This is a genomic window from Streptomyces sp. NPDC034670 (assembly GCF_055574875.1).
In genome coordinates this window covers 62,391-81,408 of sequence record NZ_JBVITR010000033.1, presented here as the reverse complement: position 1 = coordinate 81,408, position 19,018 = coordinate 62,391, and the positions used below count along the sequence as shown (strand labels likewise).

At 73.5% G+C, this 19,018-nt stretch carries 17 protein-coding genes and 1 pseudogene; 7 read left to right on the top strand and 11 right to left on the bottom strand.

The annotated features are described in order from the left end of the window. From ACZ56B_RS21525 to ACZ56B_RS21500, 6 genes and pseudogenes are all read right to left on the bottom strand, one after another. Positions 1-173: pseudogene (locus ACZ56B_RS21525) on the bottom strand (ABC transporter permease); the annotation flags it as partial. Between the two features lie 98 nt (positions 174-271). Further along, the gene (locus ACZ56B_RS21520) at positions 272-1,165 is read right to left on the bottom strand and encodes a glycosyltransferase family 2 protein (RefSeq protein ID WP_468792802.1); all 894 of its coding nucleotides are present in this window, start codon (positions 1,163-1,165) and stop codon (positions 272-274) included. Next, a complete protein-coding gene (locus ACZ56B_RS21515; protein WP_468792798.1) occupies positions 1,162-1,941 on the bottom strand; it encodes a CDP-alcohol phosphatidyltransferase family protein in 780 nt (259 codons plus the stop codon). The genes ACZ56B_RS21520 and ACZ56B_RS21515 overlap by 4 nt, the downstream gene beginning before the upstream one ends. Beyond that, positions 1,919-2,980, bottom strand: a complete 1,062-nt coding sequence (locus ACZ56B_RS21510; RefSeq protein WP_468792793.1) for an iron-containing alcohol dehydrogenase family protein — start codon at positions 2,978-2,980, stop codon at positions 1,919-1,921. Before ACZ56B_RS21510 ends, ACZ56B_RS21515 begins: the two co-directional genes overlap by 23 nt. After that, positions 2,968-3,720, bottom strand: a complete 753-nt coding sequence (locus tag ACZ56B_RS21505; protein WP_468792790.1) for a phosphocholine cytidylyltransferase family protein — start codon at positions 3,718-3,720, stop codon at positions 2,968-2,970. The genes ACZ56B_RS21510 and ACZ56B_RS21505 overlap by 13 nt, the downstream gene beginning before the upstream one ends. After that, complete coding sequence (locus tag ACZ56B_RS21500; protein ID WP_468792787.1) at positions 3,717-5,561, bottom strand: DUF5941 domain-containing protein; 1,845 nt, start codon at positions 5,559-5,561, stop codon at positions 3,717-3,719. The genes ACZ56B_RS21505 and ACZ56B_RS21500 overlap by 4 nt, the downstream gene beginning before the upstream one ends. A gap of 502 nt (positions 5,562-6,063) precedes the next feature. Between ACZ56B_RS21500 and ACZ56B_RS21495 the strand changes: the two genes are divergently transcribed. The 4 genes from ACZ56B_RS21495 (at position 6,064) to ACZ56B_RS21480 (ending at position 10,311) form a co-directional block, all read left to right on the top strand. Then, positions 6,064-7,002: a cation diffusion facilitator family transporter gene (locus ACZ56B_RS21495; RefSeq protein ID WP_468792783.1), complete on the top strand. Its 939-nt coding sequence runs from the start codon at positions 6,064-6,066 to the stop codon at positions 7,000-7,002. Between the two features lie 180 nt (positions 7,003-7,182). Continuing rightward, complete coding sequence (gene idi, locus ACZ56B_RS21490) at positions 7,183-7,776, top strand: isopentenyl-diphosphate Delta-isomerase (protein ID WP_468792781.1); 594 nt, start codon at positions 7,183-7,185, stop codon at positions 7,774-7,776. 638 nt (positions 7,777-8,414) lie between these two features. Further along, complete coding sequence (locus ACZ56B_RS21485) at positions 8,415-10,163, top strand: sodium:solute symporter family protein (RefSeq protein ID WP_468792777.1); 1,749 nt, start codon at positions 8,415-8,417, stop codon at positions 10,161-10,163. Between the two features lie 16 nt (positions 10,164-10,179). Further along, positions 10,180-10,311 carry a putative transporter small subunit gene (locus ACZ56B_RS21480; protein WP_468792772.1) on the top strand — a complete coding sequence of 44 codons (132 nt, stop codon included), beginning with the start codon at positions 10,180-10,182 and terminating at the stop codon, positions 10,309-10,311. Positions 10,312-10,396: 85 nt separating this feature from the next. Here the strand turns inward: ACZ56B_RS21480 and ACZ56B_RS21475 are convergent, their stop codons facing one another. Further along, positions 10,397-10,900, bottom strand: coding sequence for an ATP-binding protein (locus tag ACZ56B_RS21475; RefSeq protein WP_468792832.1), 504 nt, complete (start codon positions 10,898-10,900; stop codon positions 10,397-10,399). A gap of 174 nt (positions 10,901-11,074) precedes the next feature. Beyond that, entirely contained in the window at positions 11,075-11,734 is a 660-nt protein-coding gene (locus ACZ56B_RS21470; protein WP_468792763.1) for an HdeD family acid-resistance protein, read from the bottom strand. 149 nt (positions 11,735-11,883) lie between these two features. On the opposite strand from ACZ56B_RS21470, the gene ACZ56B_RS21465 reads away from it, so the two are divergent. Further along, positions 11,884-12,642 carry an enoyl-CoA hydratase/isomerase family protein gene (locus ACZ56B_RS21465; RefSeq protein ID WP_468792760.1) on the top strand — a complete coding sequence of 253 codons (759 nt, stop codon included), beginning with the start codon at positions 11,884-11,886 and terminating at the stop codon, positions 12,640-12,642. Here ACZ56B_RS21465 and ACZ56B_RS21460 read toward each other — a convergent pair. After that, the gene (locus ACZ56B_RS21460) at positions 12,629-13,264 is read right to left on the bottom strand and encodes a DJ-1/PfpI family protein (protein ID WP_468792756.1); all 636 of its coding nucleotides are present in this window, start codon (positions 13,262-13,264) and stop codon (positions 12,629-12,631) included. The genes ACZ56B_RS21465 and ACZ56B_RS21460 overlap by 14 nt on opposite strands. 56 nt (positions 13,265-13,320) lie before the next feature. Next, positions 13,321-14,289: a GlxA family transcriptional regulator gene (locus ACZ56B_RS21455; protein ID WP_468792751.1), complete on the bottom strand. Its 969-nt coding sequence runs from the start codon at positions 14,287-14,289 to the stop codon at positions 13,321-13,323. Between the two features lie 173 nt (positions 14,290-14,462). On the opposite strand from ACZ56B_RS21455, the gene ACZ56B_RS21450 reads away from it, so the two are divergent. Both ACZ56B_RS21450 and ACZ56B_RS21445 read left to right on the top strand, forming a co-directional pair. Beyond that, the gene (locus ACZ56B_RS21450; protein WP_468792747.1) at positions 14,463-14,594 is read left to right on the top strand and encodes an LPFR motif small protein; all 132 of its coding nucleotides are present in this window, start codon (positions 14,463-14,465) and stop codon (positions 14,592-14,594) included. Between the two features lie 117 nt (positions 14,595-14,711). After that, positions 14,712-17,102, top strand: coding sequence for a Tex family protein (locus ACZ56B_RS21445; protein WP_468792744.1), 2,391 nt, complete (start codon positions 14,712-14,714; stop codon positions 17,100-17,102). A gap of 195 nt (positions 17,103-17,297) precedes the next feature. Here the strand turns inward: ACZ56B_RS21445 and ACZ56B_RS21440 are convergent, their stop codons facing one another. Then, entirely contained in the window at positions 17,298-18,938 is a 1,641-nt protein-coding gene (locus ACZ56B_RS21440; protein WP_468792739.1) for an ABC-F family ATP-binding cassette domain-containing protein, read from the bottom strand. Between the last annotated feature and the right edge of the window lie 80 nt (positions 18,939-19,018).

Here is a 19,018-nt window from a genome sequence, read left to right as displayed (position 1 = left end):
GCGAGGACGAAGTGGCGCCGCCCCCAGAGCTGACGGACGTACCCCGACAGCGACGGCCGGGCCCCGCTGACCGTGAGGCCGTACCTGGCGGCGAGCTGGGCTGCCGTGAGGCCCTCGTCGGGCGGCACGGACGCGCTCACCGCGACCGTGCCGTCGTGCGTTGTCTCACTCACTGATGGAAAACTTTCGTCCTCGAGGTGCGCGGCCCGTGCGGGCCCGGCGGGAACACGGGAACCCGGTACGGCCCCCCGTGCTCCCGGACACGAGCTTGTCAGATGACGGGAGGCCGGCCCAGCCGGGTCAGCCGCCACACCGTACGCCACTTCATGGGCCGGCGGGGTCCGCAGGGGGTGGCCCAGCCCTCCCGGAACCCGCCGAACCACGCCTTCAGGGCGGGACGCGAGGGACGGCGCAGGAGGGTGAGGAGCATCCAGACGCCGAGGTAGACCGGGACCAGGGGCGCGGGGAGGTTGCGGCGGGCCAGCCAGACGCGGTTGCGGGCGACCATGCGGTGGTAGACCGCGTGCCGCGAGGGGGCGGTGGCCGGGTGGTACAGCACCATGTCGGACCGGTAGTCGATCATCCAGCCCGCGTCGAGCGCCCGCCAGGCCAGGTCGGTCTCCTCGTGGGCGTAGAAGAACTCGTCCGGCAACCCGCCGACCTCGGCGAAGACCTGGGTGCGCACGGCGTTGGCGCCGCCGAGGAAGGTGGTCACGCGGGAGGAGCGCATCGGGTCGGAGGCGCGCAGCCGGGGCACGTGGCGGCGCTGGGTGACGCCGGTCTCCGGGTCGGCGATGCGGAAGCTGATGATGCCGAGCCGCGGATCGGCGGCGAAGGCCTCGCGGCACAGCTCGGCGGTGTCGTGGCGCGCCAGCAGGCCGTCGTCGTCGAGGAACAGCAGGATGTCGACGTCCCGGCCGCCGGGCCCGAAGGCCTCGATGCCGACGTTGCGGCCGCCGGGGATGCCGAGGTTCTCCGGCAGCTCGACGGTGCGCACGGCCGGCGAGAACTCCGCCACGTCGGGGACGGGCGAGCCGTTGCCGACCACGACCACCTGGACCGGGTCGCCGTCCTGCTTGGCGACCGAGTCGAGCAGGGCGCGCAGCTCGTCGGGGCGGTTGCCCATGGTGATGATCACCGCGCCGACCTTCATGCGGGCGCTCACTTCAGCCTGCTGGAGGCGAGGATGGACACCAGGTGCAGCACGGTCTGCAGCAGCGCGATGCCCGCGAGGACGGCGGTGCCGAGCCGGGTGAAGAACAGGTCGCCGTGGACCGCGTCCGCGATCGCGAGGACCAGGATCAGCAGGGACGCCTCGATGCCGAGGATCAGCCGGTGGAACTTGAGCGCGGCGGCGGCCCTGCGGGCCAGCGCCATGCCGGAGGAGCGCGGCTCGGACGCGGCCTCCTTCACCGGCGGCAGCCCGCCCTGGTGGCGGGCGACGCCGACGAGGTCGGTCTCGGCCTTGACCAGGATCGCGCCGAGCGCGGCCAGGGTGCCGAGGAAGGCCCACAGCCAGTCGATGCGCCCGGACCCCCACAGGTCGGCGGCGCGCAGCCCGAGGCCGACCAGGACGGCGGCGTCGCACAGGTAGGCGCCGACCCGGTCCAGGTAGACGCCGGCCAGCGAGTACTGCTTCTTCCAGCGCGCTATCTCGCCGTCGACGCAGTCCAGCAGCAGGTACAGCTGGACCATGAGCACACCGAGGACGGCCCCCGCGATCCCCGGCACCAGCAGTGCCGGGGCCGCGAGGACACCGAAGACGGTCATCAGGTACGTGAGCTGGTTGGGCGTGACCCTGGTGTTCACCAGGTAGCGGTCCACCCGCAGGGACACCTCGCGCATGTAGAGGCGTCCCATCCAGTGCTCACCGCTGCGCCGGTCCTTGACCCCCGGGGGGTGCACAACCGGACGGAGTTCAGCTACCGATGGCCTTGACATAGTCGGCGTAGACGTCCTTGATCTGGTCGGTCTTCAGGGCGAGGTGCTCGAGGATCGTGTAGCGGCCGGGCCGGGTCTCCGGGGCGAACTCCACGACCCGGACGAACTCGTCCGGCGTGAAGCCGATCTCCTCGGGCAGCACCGGCAGCCCGTGCCGGCGCAGGACCCCGGCCATGTGCATCGACTCCTCGTGCGCCCCCCGCAGGTACATCGCGAAGGCCGCGCCCAGTCCGCACTGCTCGCCGTGGGCGGCGGCGCGCTGGGGGAAGAGCAGGTCGAAGGCGTGGTTGATCTCGTGGCAGGCTCCGGAGGACGGCCGCGAGTCGCCGGAGACCGACATGGCGATGCCGCTGAGGACCAGCGCCTCGGCGAGCACCTGGAGGAATTCGTTGTCCCCGATGCCGCCCGGGTGGCGCAGCACGGACTCGCCGGCCTGCCGGGCCATGGCCGCGGCGAGCCCGTCGATCCGCTCGCCCTTGACCCGGCACGCCAGCTCCCAGTCCGCGATGGCGGAGACGTTGGAGACGGCGTCGCCGATCCCGGCGCGGACGAACCGCACCGGGGCGTCGCGGATGACGTCGAGGTCGATGACCACGGCGATCGGGTTCGGCACGCCGTAGGAGCCGCGGCCGGCGTCGTTGTCCAGGGTGGCGACCGGCGAGCACAGACCGTCGTGCGCGAGGTTGGTCGGGACGGCCACCAGGGGCAGGCCCACGCGTGCCGCCGCGAACTTGGCGCAGTCGATGATCTTGCCGCCGCCGAGCCCCACGACCGCGTCGTAGTGGCCGGCCTTGATGGCGCCCGCCAGCCGGATCGCGTCGTCCAGCGTGCCGCCGCCGACCTCGTACCAGGTGGCGCCGGGCAGGGAGGGGGTGATCCGCTCGCGCAGCCGGGCGCCGGAGCCGCCGCTGACGGCGACGGCGAGGCGGCCGGACTGCGAGACGCGCTCGTCGGCGAGGACGCTCGCCAGGTCGTCGAGGGCGCCGGGGCGGATGTCGACGACGACCGGCGAGGGGATGAGCCGGGTCAGTACCGGCATGCGATCTCCCTTCCGCGGGCGAGGTCGTCGTGGTTGTCGATCTCGACCCACGCGACGTCGCCGATCGGGGCCACGTCGATCCGGAAGCCCCGGTCGACCAGCTCCTGGTAGCCGTCCTCGTAGTACAGCTGGGGGTCCCGCTCGAAGGTGACCCGCAGCGCGTCGGCCAGCTCGCCGGCGGCCTCGCCCTCGATCAGGGTGACGCCGATGTACTCACCGGTCGCCTCGGCCGGGTCCATCAGCTTGGTGATCCGCGTCATCCCCTTCTCGGGGTCGACGACGACCTTCATCTCCTCATCGGCCAGCGACTTCACCGTGTCCAGGGCGAGGATGATCCGCTTGCCTCCGCCGCGGGCGGCGAGCAGGGTCTTCTCCACCGAGACCGGGTGGACGGTGTCGCCGTTGGCGAGGATCACCCCGTCCTTCAGCGCGTCCCGGCCGCACCACAGGGAGTAGGCGTTGTTCCACTCCTCGGCCTTGTCGTTGTCGATCAGGGTGAGCTTGAGGCCGTACTTCTTCTCCAGGGCCTCCTTGCGCGCGTACACGGCCTCCTTGCGGTAGCCGACGATGACCGCGGCCTCGGTCAGGCCCACCTCGGCGAAGTTGGCCAGGGTGAGGTCGAGAACCGTCGGCTCGCCCTCCACGCCCTCGGGCCCCACCGGCACCAGCGCCTTGGGAAGGCTGTCGGTGTAGGGGCGCAGGCGCCGTCCGGCGCCGGCCGCCAGCACAAGGCCGATCATGCGGGTTCTCCTTCATCGTGTACGGCGGGCGCGCCGCCCCGGTGGGCGGTCACCCAGAAGCGGATGCTCTCGGCGAGCACCAGCAGGGCCACGGCCACGGCGAGCACCGTGAGCGCGACCGTGAACTGCGGGGCGGTGAGCAGGGCGGCCAGCACGGCGACCACCAGGACACGGCCCTCGTGCCCCCCGGTCGCCCGCACCAGCCAGTGCGGGGGCGCGCCCGCGTCACCGCGGATGCGGTAGACCGTGTCGTAGTGATGGTAGGCGACCGCGGCCACCAGCCCGTAAGCCGCGGGCAGCGCTCCGTTCACGTCCGCGGCGGCCGCCAGCGCCAGGACGGTGCCGTACTCGGCGGCGCGGAAGAAGGGGGGGACGAGCCAGTCGAGGGCGCCCTTGAGGGGGCGGGCGACGGCCAGGGCGGAGGTGAGGACGTGGACGCAGGCGGCGGCGGTCGTCCAGGGGCCGCCGAAGCCGGTCAGCACGGCCGTGGCGGCGACGGCGAGGCCGCCGAGCAGGGCGAGGGCCGGGGCGGCGGCCCCGGGCAGCCGGCGTGCGGGGGCCTTCAGCGGTCCCGCGAGGACCTCCACCAGCGGCCCGGAGTCGGCGAGGTCCGCGAGGGCCCGCGCCGCCCGGTCGGTCCTGCGGGCCCTGCGGGTCAGCGACCGCAGGACGCGGCCCGCCGTGGTGTACGTCGCGGCGAGGGCGCAGCCGACGAGGAGCGCGTAGAAGGTGATCCGGGGAGTGGTGACGGCCGTGAGGACGGCGAGCATCGCCCAGCGTTCGCCGATCGGCAGGACGATCATGCGGCGCACCCAGACCGTCCAGCCGACGCTGTCGAGCCGGTCGGAGAGGGCGGCGGTGGGGCTGGTGTTGCCGGTGGCGTCGTGGTTGGCCTCGGTGAAGGCGAAGTCCACGACGTGCCGGCAGGTCTGCAGGACCATCGCGCCGAGGGCGAGGGCCCACACGTCGTCGCCGCCGCGGGCCGCGCCGAGGGCGAGGCCCGCGTAGTAGGCGTACTCCTTGGCGCGGTCGAAGGTGGCGTCGAGCCAGGCGCCGAGGGTGGAGTAGCGCAGGGAGTAGCGGGCGAGCTGGCCGTCGGCGCAGTCCAGCACGAAGGAGGCGATGAGCAGCACGCCGGCGGCGACGAAGCCGCCGCGGGTGCCGGTGGCGGCGCAGCCGGCCGCTATGAGCGCGGTGAGCAGCGAGGCGGTGGTGACCTGGTTGGGCGTGAGGCCCCGGCGGGCGCACCAGCGGGCGAGGTGGCGGGAGTACGGGCTGATGAAGTGGGTGGTGAAGAAGCCGTCGCGGGCCTTGACCGCCGACTTCAGGCGGACGGCCTCGTCGTCGACGGCGGCGACGGCCTGCCGGGCCTCGTTGCGGGCCTGCGGGTCGCCGGGGACGGTGGCGACGAGGCTGCCGAGTTCGGGGCGGTGCACGTCGGCGCCCTCGGCGTCGAGGACGGTGGCGATGCGGTCGGCGAGGCTGTCGACGAGCGTGGTGCCGCCGGTCGCCGGGCGGTCGCCGGCGGCCTCGGCGGACGCGGAGTCCTCGCGGGCCAGGGCGCGGGCCAGGGCCGGCCGGCCGGCCGGCTGGGCGGTGACGGCGCCCGGGATCGCCGCGAGCGCGAAGCGGGGGTCGGTGAGGCCGAGGCGCAGCGCGTGCACGTGGCCCACGAACCGGGCGTCGACCACCGCGACCCGCTCCCCCGCCGGCACCCCGGCGAGCAGGGTCCCGGCCTCGGCGGTGCCGGACGCGGTGCGCACGTCGAAGCCGAGGGAGCGCAGATCGCCCTCGAGTGACGAACCGGGGACCGGCGGACCGGTGAGGATGGCGGTCGACAACCGAACTCACTTCCCTGGGTGCCGACGCGTCCACGCCGGTCATGTACATGGTGGGGCACCCGTACGGGGGCCTCCGGGCAACATGTCGGCAGAGGTTATCGGATGCCCGGAAGCGTGTGTTCACCGCCCGTTCGACGGTGGGACCGGCGCGGTTCGCCCATGCCGCCGCCATCATCGGGGATGCGGGGCCCGCCCCACAAACCGCGCCGCCGGGAAGGGCGCCGAGGTCCCCGCGGGACGCGGCCGATCACCGCCGGAGCCGGTTCGCCGGGGCACCCGCACCACGGGCCGTGACCGCCCGGCGCCCGGTGCGCGAGGGGGCCGGCCCGGCGGGGTCGGCGGCCGCGTCGCGGGGGCCGGCCCGCCCGGGTCCGCACGCGCGTGACCTGCACAACATTTCCGCAGGTCAGAGCAGATGACAACGGTGTTCAGTGCCGCGTTGCCGGATACCCCCGACCCGTAGTTCACTGTGATCCGGAGAGGTCACGGAAGGGCGGCTTGCATGGGGGCTGGGCACGGTCACGGGCACGCGCACGGCGCACCCGCCGGCGGTACCGCGAGCGCGGCGTACCGCGGCAGGCTGCGGGCGGCGCTGGCGATCACGCTCGGTGTCGTGGTGGTCCAGATCGCCGGCGGCGCGCTGGCCGACTCGCTCGCCCTGGTCGCGGACGCGGCCCACATGGCGACGGACGCCCTGGGCCTGGGCATGGCGCTGCTCGCGATCCACTTCGCGAACCGCCCGCCGAGCGAGCGCCGCACCTTCGGCTACGCCCGCGCGGAGATCCTGGCCGCGCTGGCCAACTGCCTGCTGCTGCTCGGCGTCGGCGGTTACGTGCTGTACGAGGCGGTCCAGCGGTTCATCACCCCGGCCGGCACCGAGGGCGGGCTGACGATGGTGTTCGGCGCGATCGGCCTGGTCGCCAACCTGGTGTCGCTGGCCCTGCTGATGCGCGGGCAGAAGGAGAGCCTGAACGTGCGCGGCGCCTTCCTGGAGGTGGCGGCGGACGCGCTCGGCTCGGTCGCGGTGATGGTGTCCGCGCTGGTGATCCTGACCACCGGCTGGACGGCCGCCGACCCGGTCGCCTCCCTGGTGATCGCGCTGATGATCGTGCCCCGCACCTGGAAGCTGCTGCGCGAGACCCTGGACGTGCTGCTGGAGGCGGCCCCCAAGGGGGTCGACATGGCCCAGGTGCGCGCGCACATCCTGGCCACGGACGGGGTGGAGGACGTCCACGACCTGCACGCCTGGACGATCACCTCGGGGATGCCGGTGCTCTCCGCGCACGTGGTCGTCAGCTCCGAGGTACTGAACGCCATGGGGCACGAGAAGATGCTGCACGAGCTGCAGGCCTGCCTGGGCGACCACTTCGACGTGGAGCACTGCACCTTCCAGCTGGAGCCCGGCGGACACGCGGAGCACGAGGCGCGTCTGTGCCACTGAGGCACCCGGGGCGGGCGGTTCCCGCCGGCCGCTGCGCCGCACGCCCTCTTCCGGACCCCGCCTCCCGGTGTCCGACCGCCTCCCGCGCCGCCCCCGGGACATGCGGGCGTGCGGCGGAGTGCCGGGAGCGCCGGACGCGTGCGGCAGACTTGGGGCGCGAAGACCGAGTGAAGGATGGGTATGCCGATCACACCTGCCACCTCGACGCACGGCGCGTCGGACGGCACCGCGGAGGCGATTTTGCTGGAACTGGTCGACGAGGACGGTGTGACGATCGGCACCGCGGAGAAGCTGGCCGCCCATCAGCCACCGGGGCAGCTGCACCGGGCGTTCTCGGTGTTCCTGTTCGACGAGCGCGGGCGGCTGCTGCTCCAGCAGCGGGCGCTGGGCAAGTACCACTCCCCCGGTGTGTGGTCGAACACCTGCTGCGGCCACCCCTACCCCGGTGAGGCGCCGTTCGCGGCGGCGGCCCGGCGGACGTTCGAGGAGCTGAGGGTGTCGCCCTCCCTGCTCGCCGAGGCCGGCACGGTCCGCTACCACCACCCCGACCCGGCCTCGGGGCTGGTGGAGCAGGAGTACAACCACCTCTTCGTCGGCATGGTGCAGTCCCCGGTGCGGCCGGACCCGGCGGAGGTGGCGTCGACGGCGTTCGTGACCCCGGCCGAGCTGGCGGACCGGCACGCGAAGGACACGTTCTCCTCCTGGTTCATGACCGTCCTGGACGCGGCCCGCCCCGCCGTCCGGGAGCTGACGGGGCCGTCGGCCGGCTGGTGACCGGGCCGCTCGGCGGTCCGCGGCCGGCGGCCTCGCACGGGCGGCCGCCGAGGAGCCGAGCAGACACGCGCCCGCCGGTCGGGGCCGGATTTCCGGCCCCGACCGGCGGGCGCTCGTGCTGTCCGCGCGGTTTTCCGGCCGGACCGGGCCGTGACGGGACGTGGGCCCGACCTTCGTTCGGGCCGTTTGAGCGGTTCGCCGCGCTTCGGCCTCTTTCACCGCAATCGTGGCGCATCGGGCCCCGTTGATGATCTCTTTGGCGTAACAAAGCAATCGACATCGCAATTGCAACTTGCAAACGGATGGCCGTAAAGACACGGCTCAAAAAGCCACCTTCCCGGCAAAGCACCCGCCGGATATGTCGGGGACTTGCGCAGATCAGGCAAAATTCCTGGTGACACGTCTCACGCGTCGCGAACCGACGCGGCCTCACCATGACGTGAAATAGCTGTTAACGTGCCGACAGTTTGCGGGCTCAAAGAGCCTGCCTCTTTGTGAACGTCCCCGGTTCAGCGAGAAGCTGCCGGGCCGGAGCCCTTCTCCGCCGCGCGACGCGCGGGACGCGTCCGCGGTCCGCCGTCGACACGCCGGGTGGTGCGGCCGACGCCGGGCTCCACGAGTCGAAGGAGGTGGCGCGGGTGGGCGAACTGGAGTCAGCCCAGTTCAGCGCACTGGTGGTCGTGGGTCTGTTGGTCTTCTTCTACGGAGGGACCTTCCTGATCTCGACCCGCATCGGCAAGAAGGAAGAGAACGCCGACGGCTACATGACCGCCGGCAACAACATCGGCTTCGGGATCTCCGCGGCCAGCATGACGGCGACCTGGATCTGGGCGTCCTCGATGTACGCGTCCGCGACGTCCGGCTACACCTACGGCATCTCCGGCCCCATCCACTACGGGCTCTGGGGCGCCCTGATGATCCTCTTCATCTACCCCTTCGGCCGGCGGATCCGCGCCGTGGCCCCGAAGGCGCACACCCTCGCCGAGGTCATGCACGCCCGGCACGGCCGCTCCAGCCAGCTGATGCTGGCCGGCTCGAACGTCGTCGGCAGCCTGATCAGCCTGATGTCCAACTTCATCGCCGGTGGCGTGCTGATCTCGATGCTGTCGCCGTTCACCTTCACCCAGGGTGTCTTCGCCGTCGCCGCCGGCGTGCTGCTCTACACCCTGTGGTCCGGCTTCCGCGCCTCGGTGCTCACCGACTTCGTGCAGGTCGTCGCGATGCTCGGCGCGGTGGCCGTCATCGTGCCGTTCATCTTCTTCGCGGCCGACTTCCCGGCGGCGTTCGAGACCGGCGCGGGCAACCTGACCGCCGAGCAGGGCAACTTCTTCTCCAGCACGGCCTTCATGGAGCAGGGCGCCCCGTACATCGCCGCGGTGCTCGCCTACGCGATCGGCAACCAGACCATCGCGCAGCGGCTCTTCGCGGTGAGGGAGGACCTGATCAAGCCGACCTTCATCACCGCGACCGTCGGCTACGGCGCGATGGTCATCGGTGTCGGCATGCTGGGCGTGCTCGCCCTCTACCTCGGCTACGAGCCGGTCGGCGGCGACCCGAACAACATCATCCCCGGGATGGCCGCCGAGTACCTGCCGCCCGCGCTGCTGGCCCTGTTCTTCGTCATGATCGTCGGCGCGCTCTCCTCCACCGCCGACTCGGACCTCGCGGCCCTCTCCTCGATCATGATGGCCGACGTCTACGGCCAGAACGTGGCCGGCAAGGAGCGGGCCAACCCGAAGACGATGCTGCTGGTCGGCCGCGCCACGATGGTGGTGGCGACCGCGATGGCCGTGGCCTTCGCCAGCCTGCAGCTGAACATCCTCGATCTGCTGGTGTTCGTCGGCGCGCTGTGGGGCGCCCTCGTCTTCCCGGTGCTGGCCAGCTTCTACTGGGACAAGGTCAGCGGGAAGGCGTTCACCACCTCGGTGCTCGCGGCGCTCGCGGTGTTCCTGCCGGTCCGCTTCGGCTGGATCCCCGTGGACGGTTTCTTCGGCATCGTCGTGGACGTGCTGTCGGTCGTCGGCATCGGCGTCGTCCTCGGCCTGATGGTGTTCGGCTTCTTCGGCCTCGGGGCGGCGAAGGTCACCGGTGCGGTGGCGGTGGTGGTGTCCGCGCCGTTCGCCATCGGTTCCCTGCACGAGTACGCCACGCTGTGCGGCTCGCTGGTCGCCTACTCGGTGTCCACCGTCCTGTGCTGGGCCATGTCCGTGCGCCGGCGTGAGGGCTTCGACTTCTCCCTCATCGCGCAGCGCACCGGCGACTTCGACGGCGGCTCGTCGGCGGCCGCCGTCGCAAAGACCGCGGCCGCCGACGGCGAGGCCCCGCTCCCGAGCCGGGCGGGGGCTGCCGACGGCGACCCCGAACCCGCCGGAACCGGCACCAAGTGACCCCCGAGGAGGCATCGTGACCACCGCAGCCCTGACCGCCTACGTCCTGATGTGGCCCGTGCTCGTGGCCGTCGTCCTGTTCGTGATCAGCCGTGGGTTCTTCCGCGAGTGGGCCCAGGCCCGCCGCGACGGCCAGGACCTGATCTGACCCGGCGCCCGCCCCGCCCCCGGTGCCCCCGCGTGACACGGGCGCCGGGGGCGGGGCGCGTCACCAACCTGTCCGAACGGCACGCCTAGAGCCGGGCGGGCTTGAGCGGCAGGGTGACCCAGAACACCTTGCCGCCGCTCGCGGTGTGCTCGACGTCACAGGCCCCGCCCGCCTCGAGGGTGATCTCGCGCACCAGGAGCAGTCCGCGGCCGCCGGTGCGGCCGTGGTCGGTCTCCAGGGCGGTCGGGCGGTAGGGGTGGTTGTCCTCCACGGACACCCGGACCCACTCGGCGCCGACCGCGACCTCGACGGCCAGCACCGGGGACAGCAGCGCCGCGTGCCGCACGACGTTGGTGACCAGCTCCGAGACGATGAGCAGCAGCCCCTGGAGCACCTCGTCGGCGACCGGCACGCCCTGGCGCAGCAGCAGGTCCCGCACGGCGTGGCGGGCCTGCGGGACCGAGGCGTCGACGGCCGGGGCGGTGAACCGCCAGACGCCCTCGTACGGCAGCGGGTCCGCGGCTCCCGTCCCGGCGGAACCTTCCGCGCCCTGTGGGCGTGGACCGGGCTCCCGCCCCTGGTCGTCCATCGTCCGGTCGCCACCCTCGCGCTCGATTGTCGCCACGCGTCGAGTGTTGGTAACGAGCCGCTCCGTACCGAAGTACTGAACGCAAGTCAGCGGATATCGAACGTTTCTGACCGTTGGCGTATGACACCGTCGATTGCGGGACTGTTCCGGCCCGTCTTGTGCCGGGTCGGCGCACTATTCGGGTTGTACGGGTTTGGCGGCGGGCGATTCCGTTCCGTACGGCCTCCCCTCCTCCGTCTCCCGCGCGGTCTCCTCGCCGGCCAGCCGGTCGGTGACCATGCCCACGATCCGGCGTCCGCCGTAGCCGGTGGCGATCAGGCCGAGCCCGTCGAAGAGCAGGGAGAGGGAGAAGAACGTACCGATGACGTACTGGCTGCTGCTCGGCCAGGTGGCCAGCACCAGGACGCCGAGCAGCAGGCCGAAGGCGCCCTGCACCAGCGTCCAGCCGAACTGCGGCCCGCGCACCACGAGACTGCCGACCAGCCGGAACACCCCGCCGGTGAGGAACAGCAGCGCGGCGAACATGGTCAGCGCCTCGGCCGCGGCCTCCGGCGTCTTCAGGATGACCACGCCGGCCGCGATGTTCAGGGCCGCGACGACCACGCCGAGCCAGAAGAAGCTGGTGTGCCGGGCCTGGACGGCGTGCAGCAGTCCGACCACGCCGCCGATCAGCAGCAGCCAGCCGAACAGCAGCATCGAGGTCAGGGTGGCGACGCCCGTGTACACCAGGCCGACCAGGCCGGCGACGACCAGGATCACCCCGAGCACGGCGAGCCAGCCGAAACCGCGGCTCAGCTTCGCCGTCTCGCCGTGGGGCTTGGTGGACCGGTCCATGAGTGCCTCCTCGCTCCTTCTCCCCCCTTCTCCTCTCCTTCGTCCTTCCCTCTCCCTCCTCCCTCTCCCCAGTCTCCGCCCGTCCCCCGGGCTGCGCCGGGCGGACTCCGCCGGCCGGTGGGCCGGGCGGGGCGGATAGCATCCGGCGCATGGAGGAGCCCCAGCTGCTGCACGGCGTCGCCGACTCGGTCGCCACGGTCGTCATCCGCCGTCCCGCGAAGCGCAACGCCATGACGGCCGCGATGTGGGCCGCCCTGCCGCCGCTGCTCGACGCGCTGGCGGACGACCCCGGGGTGCGGGCGCTGGTGCTCACCGGCGAGGGCGGGACGTTCTGCGCCGGGGCCGACATCTCCACGCTCCAGGGGTCGCCGCTCGAGGCCCAGCGGCTGGCCGTCGCGGCGGAGGAGGCGCTCGCCGCCTTCCCCAAGCCGACCCTGGCGGCGGTGCGGGGGCACTGCGTGGGCGGCGGGGCGCAGCTGGCGGCCGCCTGCGACCTGCGGTTCGCGGAGCAGGGGGCGCTGTTCGGCGTGACGCCGGCGAAGCTCGGCATCGTCTACCCGGCGTCCGCCACCCGGCGGCTGGTGTCGCTGGTGGGTCCGGCCACGGCCAAGTACCTGCTGTTCTCGGGCGAGTTGATCGACGCCGAGCGGGCGCTGCGCACCGGTCTGGTGGACGAGGTGCTGCCCGAGGGCGAACTGGACAAACGCGTCGCGGAGTTCACCCGGGTCCTGGTGTCCCGTTCGCAGCTGACGCAGGCCGCGGCGAAGGAGTTCGCGGACGGACGCACCGACCGCGACGCCCACTGGGACGCCCAGGCGCGCGGAAGCGGCGACACCGCGGAGGGGGTCGCCGCGTTCCTGGAGCGCCGGGCGCCGCACTTCACCTGGACCACGACTACGTCAGGCTGAAGCGGCTCTTCGACCGGAACTCCTCGACGAGGTGCGCGGGCGCCTTCCGCGGGGACCCCGCGTCGTAGGGCGGCTGCGGGTCGTACTCGGTGAGCAGCTGGACCGCCTGGGCGTGTTCGTCGCCGGCGATCCGGCCGAGCAGGGTGAGCCCCATGTCGATGCCGGAGGAGACACCGGCGGCGGTGACGTACTTGCCGTCGGTCACCACGCGTTCCCCGGTCGGCTCGGCGCCGTACCTCCTCAGGTGGTCGAGCGCCAGCCAGTGGGAGGTGGCCCGGCGTCCCTCCAGGAGGCCGGCCGCGGCCAGCAGCAGGGACCCGGTGCACACGGAGGTCGTCCAGGTGCTGGACGCGTCGGCCGCGCGCAGCCAGTCCAGCAGGGTGCCGTTGTCCATCTGGGGCGTCTGTCCGGGGCCGCCGGGCACGACGACGACGTCCGGGCGGGGTACGTCGGCCAGGGTCCCGTCGGCGGTGAGGGCGAGCGCACCGGTGTCGCTGCGCACGGGGCCGGTCCGCTCGGCGACGAAGACGGTCCGCGCGTCCGGGAGGCGGCCGAGGGTCTCGTACGGGCCCACGGCGTCGAGGGCGGTGAAGCGGTCGAAGAGGACGATGGCGATCTGCATCGGTGGCCTTTCGGGAGGGGTGGGCGGGAGCGTCGGGGAAGGGCGGGGCGGGAGCGTCAGGGACGGGCGGGTGCGGGAGCGGGCCGGAAGCGGCGGCGGTACTCCGCCGGTGGCGTGCCGAGGGCCCGGACGAAGGCGCGGCGCATCGCCTCGGGCGTGCCGTAGCCGCTGGCGCGGGAGATCTCCTCGACGCCGTCGCCGGTGTCCTCCAGCAGGCGGCGGGCGTGTTCGAGCCGTACCCGGTCGACGTAGCGGCCCGGGGTCGTGCCGGTCTCGGCGCGGAAGGCGCGGGCGAAGTGGCGCGGCGAGAGGGCGGCGCGGGCCGCGAGCGCCTCGACGGACAGATCGGCGCCGGGGTGCTCGGTGATGTAGTGCTGCACCTCGCGCAGCGGCTCGCGCCGCGCGGTCTGGGCGGCGAGCTGGGCGCTGAACTGGGCCTGGTTCCCGGGCCGGCGCAGGAACACCACCAGGTGCCGGGCGATGGTGAGGGCGGCCGCCCGGCCGAGGTCCTCCTCGACCAGGGCGAGCGCGAGGTCGATGCCCGCGGTGACGCCGGCGGACGTGGCGACGTGGCCGTCGCGGACGTAGACGGGGTCCGGGTCGACCTCGACGGCCGGGTGGTCCCGGGCGAGCCGGTCGCAGTGGGCCCAGTGCGTGGTGGCGCGGCGGCCGTCCAGCAGACCGGCCCCGGCGAGCAGGAACGCCCCCGTGCAGACGGAGACCAGGCGCTCGGCGCGCGGTCCGTTGCGGCGCAGCCAGTCGGTCAGCCGCGGGTCGGGCCGCCGGGTCCCCTCTCCCCCGGGGACGAGGAGCGTGTGCGGGGCGGGCGCGCCGGACAGGGCCCGGTCCGGTACGACGGTCAGGCCGCTGCTCGCGCGCACCGGGGAGCCGTCCGGGGAGGCGGTGCGCAGCCGGTACGTCCCCGGCGCGTGCTTCTCGGCGCCCGCGAGGACCTCCCAGGGGCCGGTGACGTCGAGGCTCTGCACGCCGTCGAAGAGGACGACGAGAACGGTTCGCTGCGCCATGTCCCCGATTCTTGGCGGCGCCCGGCACGGCCGCAACGACGAGCACCCCACCTTTCCTGCCACGGCCCGGACGGCGTGGAGGCCGGGGCCCGGTGCATGGTGGGGCGCCGGCGAGGTACCCGCGGGACATCCGCTTCCCGGCCGAAGGGGCCGGGGGACGAAAGGAGACCGACGTGTTCCGTGCCCTCGCAGACGTCCTGCGCCAGATCGGCGGGGCGATCGCCACCGTGGTGACCCTGCCCTTCCGCGCGCTGGCCCGGCTGTTCGGCGGCGCCTCGTCCACCGCCCGCGGACGCCGCGCCTGAGGCCCTCCGTGAGGCCGCCCGTGCGGTGTCCGGGCGCGCCGCCGCCCTGATCCACGGTTGTCGGCGCCACCTGCCACAATTGCCGCGCAACCTCAGTGGAGAAGGCGGTACGGGAACGTGACGACACCCCTCGCAGGGTCCATCGAAGGCAGGATCGCCGAGGAGCTCGGCGTACGGGAGCGGCAGGTCAGGGCCGCCGTGGAACTGCTCGACGGCGGTTCGACGGTGCCCTTCATCGCCCGCTACCGCAAGGAAGCGACCGAGATGCTCGACGACGCGCAGCTGCGCACGATCGAGGAGCGGCTGCGCTACCTGCGGGAGCTGGAGGAGCGTCGTGCGGCGATCCTGGAGTCGGTGCGCGAGCAGGGCAAGCTGACCGACGAGCTCGAGGCGCGGATCCGCGGCGCGGAAACCAAGGCGCGCCTGGAGGACGTCTACCTGCCGTACAAGCCCAAGCGGCGCACCAAGGCGCAGATCGCCCGCGAGGCGGGACTGGAGCCGCTGGCGGAGGGACTGCTCGGCGACCCGGGCGTCGACCCCCTCGCCGCGGCCGCCGCGTTCGTGGACGCGGACAAGGGCGTCGCGGACGCGCAGGCCGCCCTGGACGGCGCGCGGGCGATCCTCACCGAGCGGTTCTCGGAGGACGCCGACCTCATCGGCGAGCTGCGCGAGCGCATGTGGGTGCGCGGGCGGCTGGCCGCCAGGGTGCGCGAGGGCAAGGAGGAGGCGGGCGCGAAGTTCGCCGACTACTTCGACTTCGCCGAGCCGTTCACCGAGCTGCCCTCGCACCGGGTCCTGGCGCTGCTGCGCGGCGAGAAGGAGGAGGTCCTCGACCTCGTCCTGGAGCCGGAGGAGCCGGTGGACGGCCCGTCGTCGTACGAGGGGATCGTCGCGCGCCGGTTCGGGATCGCCGACCGGGGGCGCCCCGCCGACCGGTGGCTGCTGGACACGGTCCGCTGGGCCTGGCGCACGCGCATCCTGGTGCACCTCGGCATCGACCTGCGCCTGAGGCTGCGCACCGCGGCCGAGGACGAGGCGGTGCGGGTCTTCGCGGCCAACCTGCGCGACCTGCTGCTGGCGGCTCCCGCGGGCACGCGGGCGACGCTCGGCCTGGACCCGGGCTTCCGGACGGGCGTGAAGGTCGCCGTGGTGGACGCGACCGGCAAGGTCGTGGCCACGGACGTGATCCATCCGCACGTGCCGGCGAACCGGTGGGACGAGGCGATCGCCAAGCTGGCCCGGCTGGCGCAGGAGCACGCGGTCGAGCTGATCGCGATCGGCAACGGCACGGCCTCCCGCGAGACCGACCGGCTCGCGGGCGAGCTCATCGCCAGGCACCCCGAGCTGAAGCTGACCAAGGTGATGGTGTCCGAGGCGGGCGCCTCCGTGTACTCGGCCTCCGCCTTCGCCTCCCAGGAGCTGCCCGACCTGGACGTGTCGCTGCGCGGCGCGGTGTCCATCGCGCGCCGGCTCCAGGACCCGCTGGCCGAGCTGGTGAAGATCGACCCGAAGTCGATCGGGGTCGGCCAGTACCAGCACGACCTGTCCGAGGTGAAGCTGTCGCGTTCGCTGGACGCGGTGGTGGAGGACTGCGTGAACGGCGTCGGCGTGGACGTCAACACCGCGTCGGCGCCGCTGCTGGCCCGGGTGTCCGGCATCTCCTCCTCGCTCGCCGAGAACATCGTGGCCCACCGGGACGGCAACGGCCCGTTCCGGTCCCGCGGCGAGCTGAAGAAGGTCGCGCGGCTCGGGCCCAAGGCGTACGAGCAGTGCGCGGGCTTCCTGCGGATCCGCGGCGGCGACGACCCGCTGGACGCCTCCAGCGTGCACCCCGAGGCCTACCCGGTGGTGCGGCGCATGGTGAAGACCTCCGGTCAGGAGGTGGCCGCGCTGATCGGCAACACGGCGGTGCTGCGGTCGCTGCGGCCGCAGGACTTCGTGGACGAGAAGTTCGGTCTGCCGACCGTCACCGACATCCTCAAGGAGCTGGAGAAGCCGGGGCGCGACCCCCGGCCCGCGTTCCGGACGGCCGCCTTCAAGGAGGGCGTGGAGAAGATCTCCGACCTGTCCTCCGGGATGGTCCTGGAGGGCGTGGTGACGAACGTGGCCGCCTTCGGCGCGTTCGTGGACGTCGGTGTCCACCAGGACGGCCTGGTGCACGTCTCGGCGATGTCGAAGACGTTCGTCAAGGACCCGCGGGACGTGGTGAAGCCGGGCGACATCGTCAAGGTGAAGGTCCTGGACGTGGACGTCCCGCGCAAGCGGATCTCGCTGACGCTGCGGCTGGACGACGAGGCGGCCCCGCAGGGCCGGCCGGCCGGCGGCGGTGGCGAGCGCCGGCAGCGCGGCGGGCGTCCCCCGCAGCAGCGTCAGGGCCGCGGCGGCCAGGGCGGTGGCGGTGGCGGTGGCAACGGCGGTGCGCGCCAGGCGCCCGCGCCCGCGAACAGCGCGATGGCCGACGCCCTGCGCCGCGCCGGACTGGTCGATCCGAAGGGCAGCCGCCGCTGAGCCGTGCCCGCCGCCCCGGGCCCGGGTCCCGCGCTGCGGGGTCCGGGCCCGTCCGGGTCCGCAGGACGTCGGTGTGCCGGCGTCCCGGAACGGGCCGCGCCGGACGCCGGTCGTCCGGGTGCGGTGCGCCTGCGGTGGCTTCCGCGGCGGCGTGGAGTCCGGCGGCGGGCCGTCATGGAGTTCGGCGGCGGCCCGTCAGCGTTCGGTCACCTTGCCGTCGGCCACCTCCAGGCGGCGGGTGACGCGGACCGCGTCGAGCATGCGGCGGTCGTGGGTGACCAGCAGGAGGGTGCCCTCGTAGGCGTCGAGGGCGTCCTCCAGCTGCTCGATGGCGGGCAGGTCGAGGTGGTTGGTCGGCTCGTCGAGGACCAGGAGGTTGACGCCCCGGCCCTGCAGGAGGGCGAGGGCGGCGCGGGTGCGTTCGCCCGGGGAGAGGGTGGCCGCGGGGCGCAGCACGTGGTCCGCCTTGAGGCCGAACTTGGCCAGCAGGGTGCGGATGTCGGCCGGTTCCAGGCCGGGGACCGCCGGGCGGAACGCGTCGAGCAGCGTCTCGGGGCCGTGGAACAGCGCGCGGGCCTGGTCGACCTCGCCGAGCAGCACGCCCGGGCCGAGGGCCGCGTGCCCGGCGTCGAGCGGGACGCGGCCCAGCAGGGCGCCCAGCAGCGTGGACTTGCCGGCGCCGTTCGCGCCCGTCACGGCCACCCGGTCGGCCCAGTCGACCTGCAGGGACACCGGGCCGAGCACGAAGCCGCCGCGCCGCACCTCGGCGTCCCGCAGGGTCGCCACCACCGCGCCGGAGCGCGGGGCCGCCGCGATCTCCATGCGCAGCTCCCACTCCTTGCGCGGCTCCTCGACCACCTCGAGCCGCTCGATCATGCGCTGCGTCTGACGGGCCTTGGCGGCCTGCTTCTCGCTGGCCTCGCTGCGGAACTTGCGGCCGATCTTGTCGTTGTCGCCGCCCGCCTTGCGCCGCGCGTTCTTCACGCCCTTGTCCATCCAGGCGCGCTGCATCTGCGCGCGTTCCTGGAGGGCGGTCCTCTTGCCGGCGTACTCCTCGTACGCGTCGCGGGCGTGCCGGCGGGCCACCTCCCGCTCCTCCAGGTAGGCCGCGTAACCGCCGCCGTAGAGGTTGATCCGCCGCTGGGCGAGGTCGAGTTCGAGGACCTTGGTGACGGTGCGGGTGAGGAACTCGCGGTCGTGGCTGACGACGACGGTCCCGGCGCGCAGTCCGCCCACGAAGCGCTCCAGGCGCTCCAGGCCGTCCAGGTCGAGGTCGTTGGTCGGCTCGTCGAGGAGGAAGACGTCGTAGCGGGACAGGAGGAGGGAGGCCAGCTGGGCGCGGGCCGCCTGCCCGCCGGAGAGGGAGGTCATCGGCTGGTCCAGGTCGACGGCCGGGCCGAGGGAGCCGGCGACCTCCTCGGCACGCTCGTCGAGGTCGGCGCCGCCCAGGGACAGCCACCGCTCCAGGGCGAGGGCGTACGCGTCGTCCGCGCCCGGCGCCCCGGCGACCAGGGCTTCGGTCGCCTCGTCCATGGTCCGCTGGGCCTCGGCGACGCCGGTCCGGCGCGCCAGGAAGGCCCGCACGGTCTCGCCGGGCCGGCGCTCCGGCTGCTGCGGGAGGTGCCCGACGGTCGCGGTCGGCGGGGAGAGGCGCAGCTCGCCCCGTTCGGGGGCGGTGAGCCCGGCGAGCAGGCGCAGCAGCGTGGACTTGCCCGCGCCGTTGGCGCCGACCAGGCCGATCACGTCGCCGGGGGCGACGACGAGGTCGAGGCCGGTGAACAGGGAGCGGTCGCCGTGACCGGCGGCGAGGTTCTTGGCGACGAGGGTGGCAGTCATCAGACCGCCGATCCTAGCCGCCGTGCGCGGACGGGAGGGGAGCCCCGGCCGCTCACCGCCCCACGGCCGTCACCGGCACC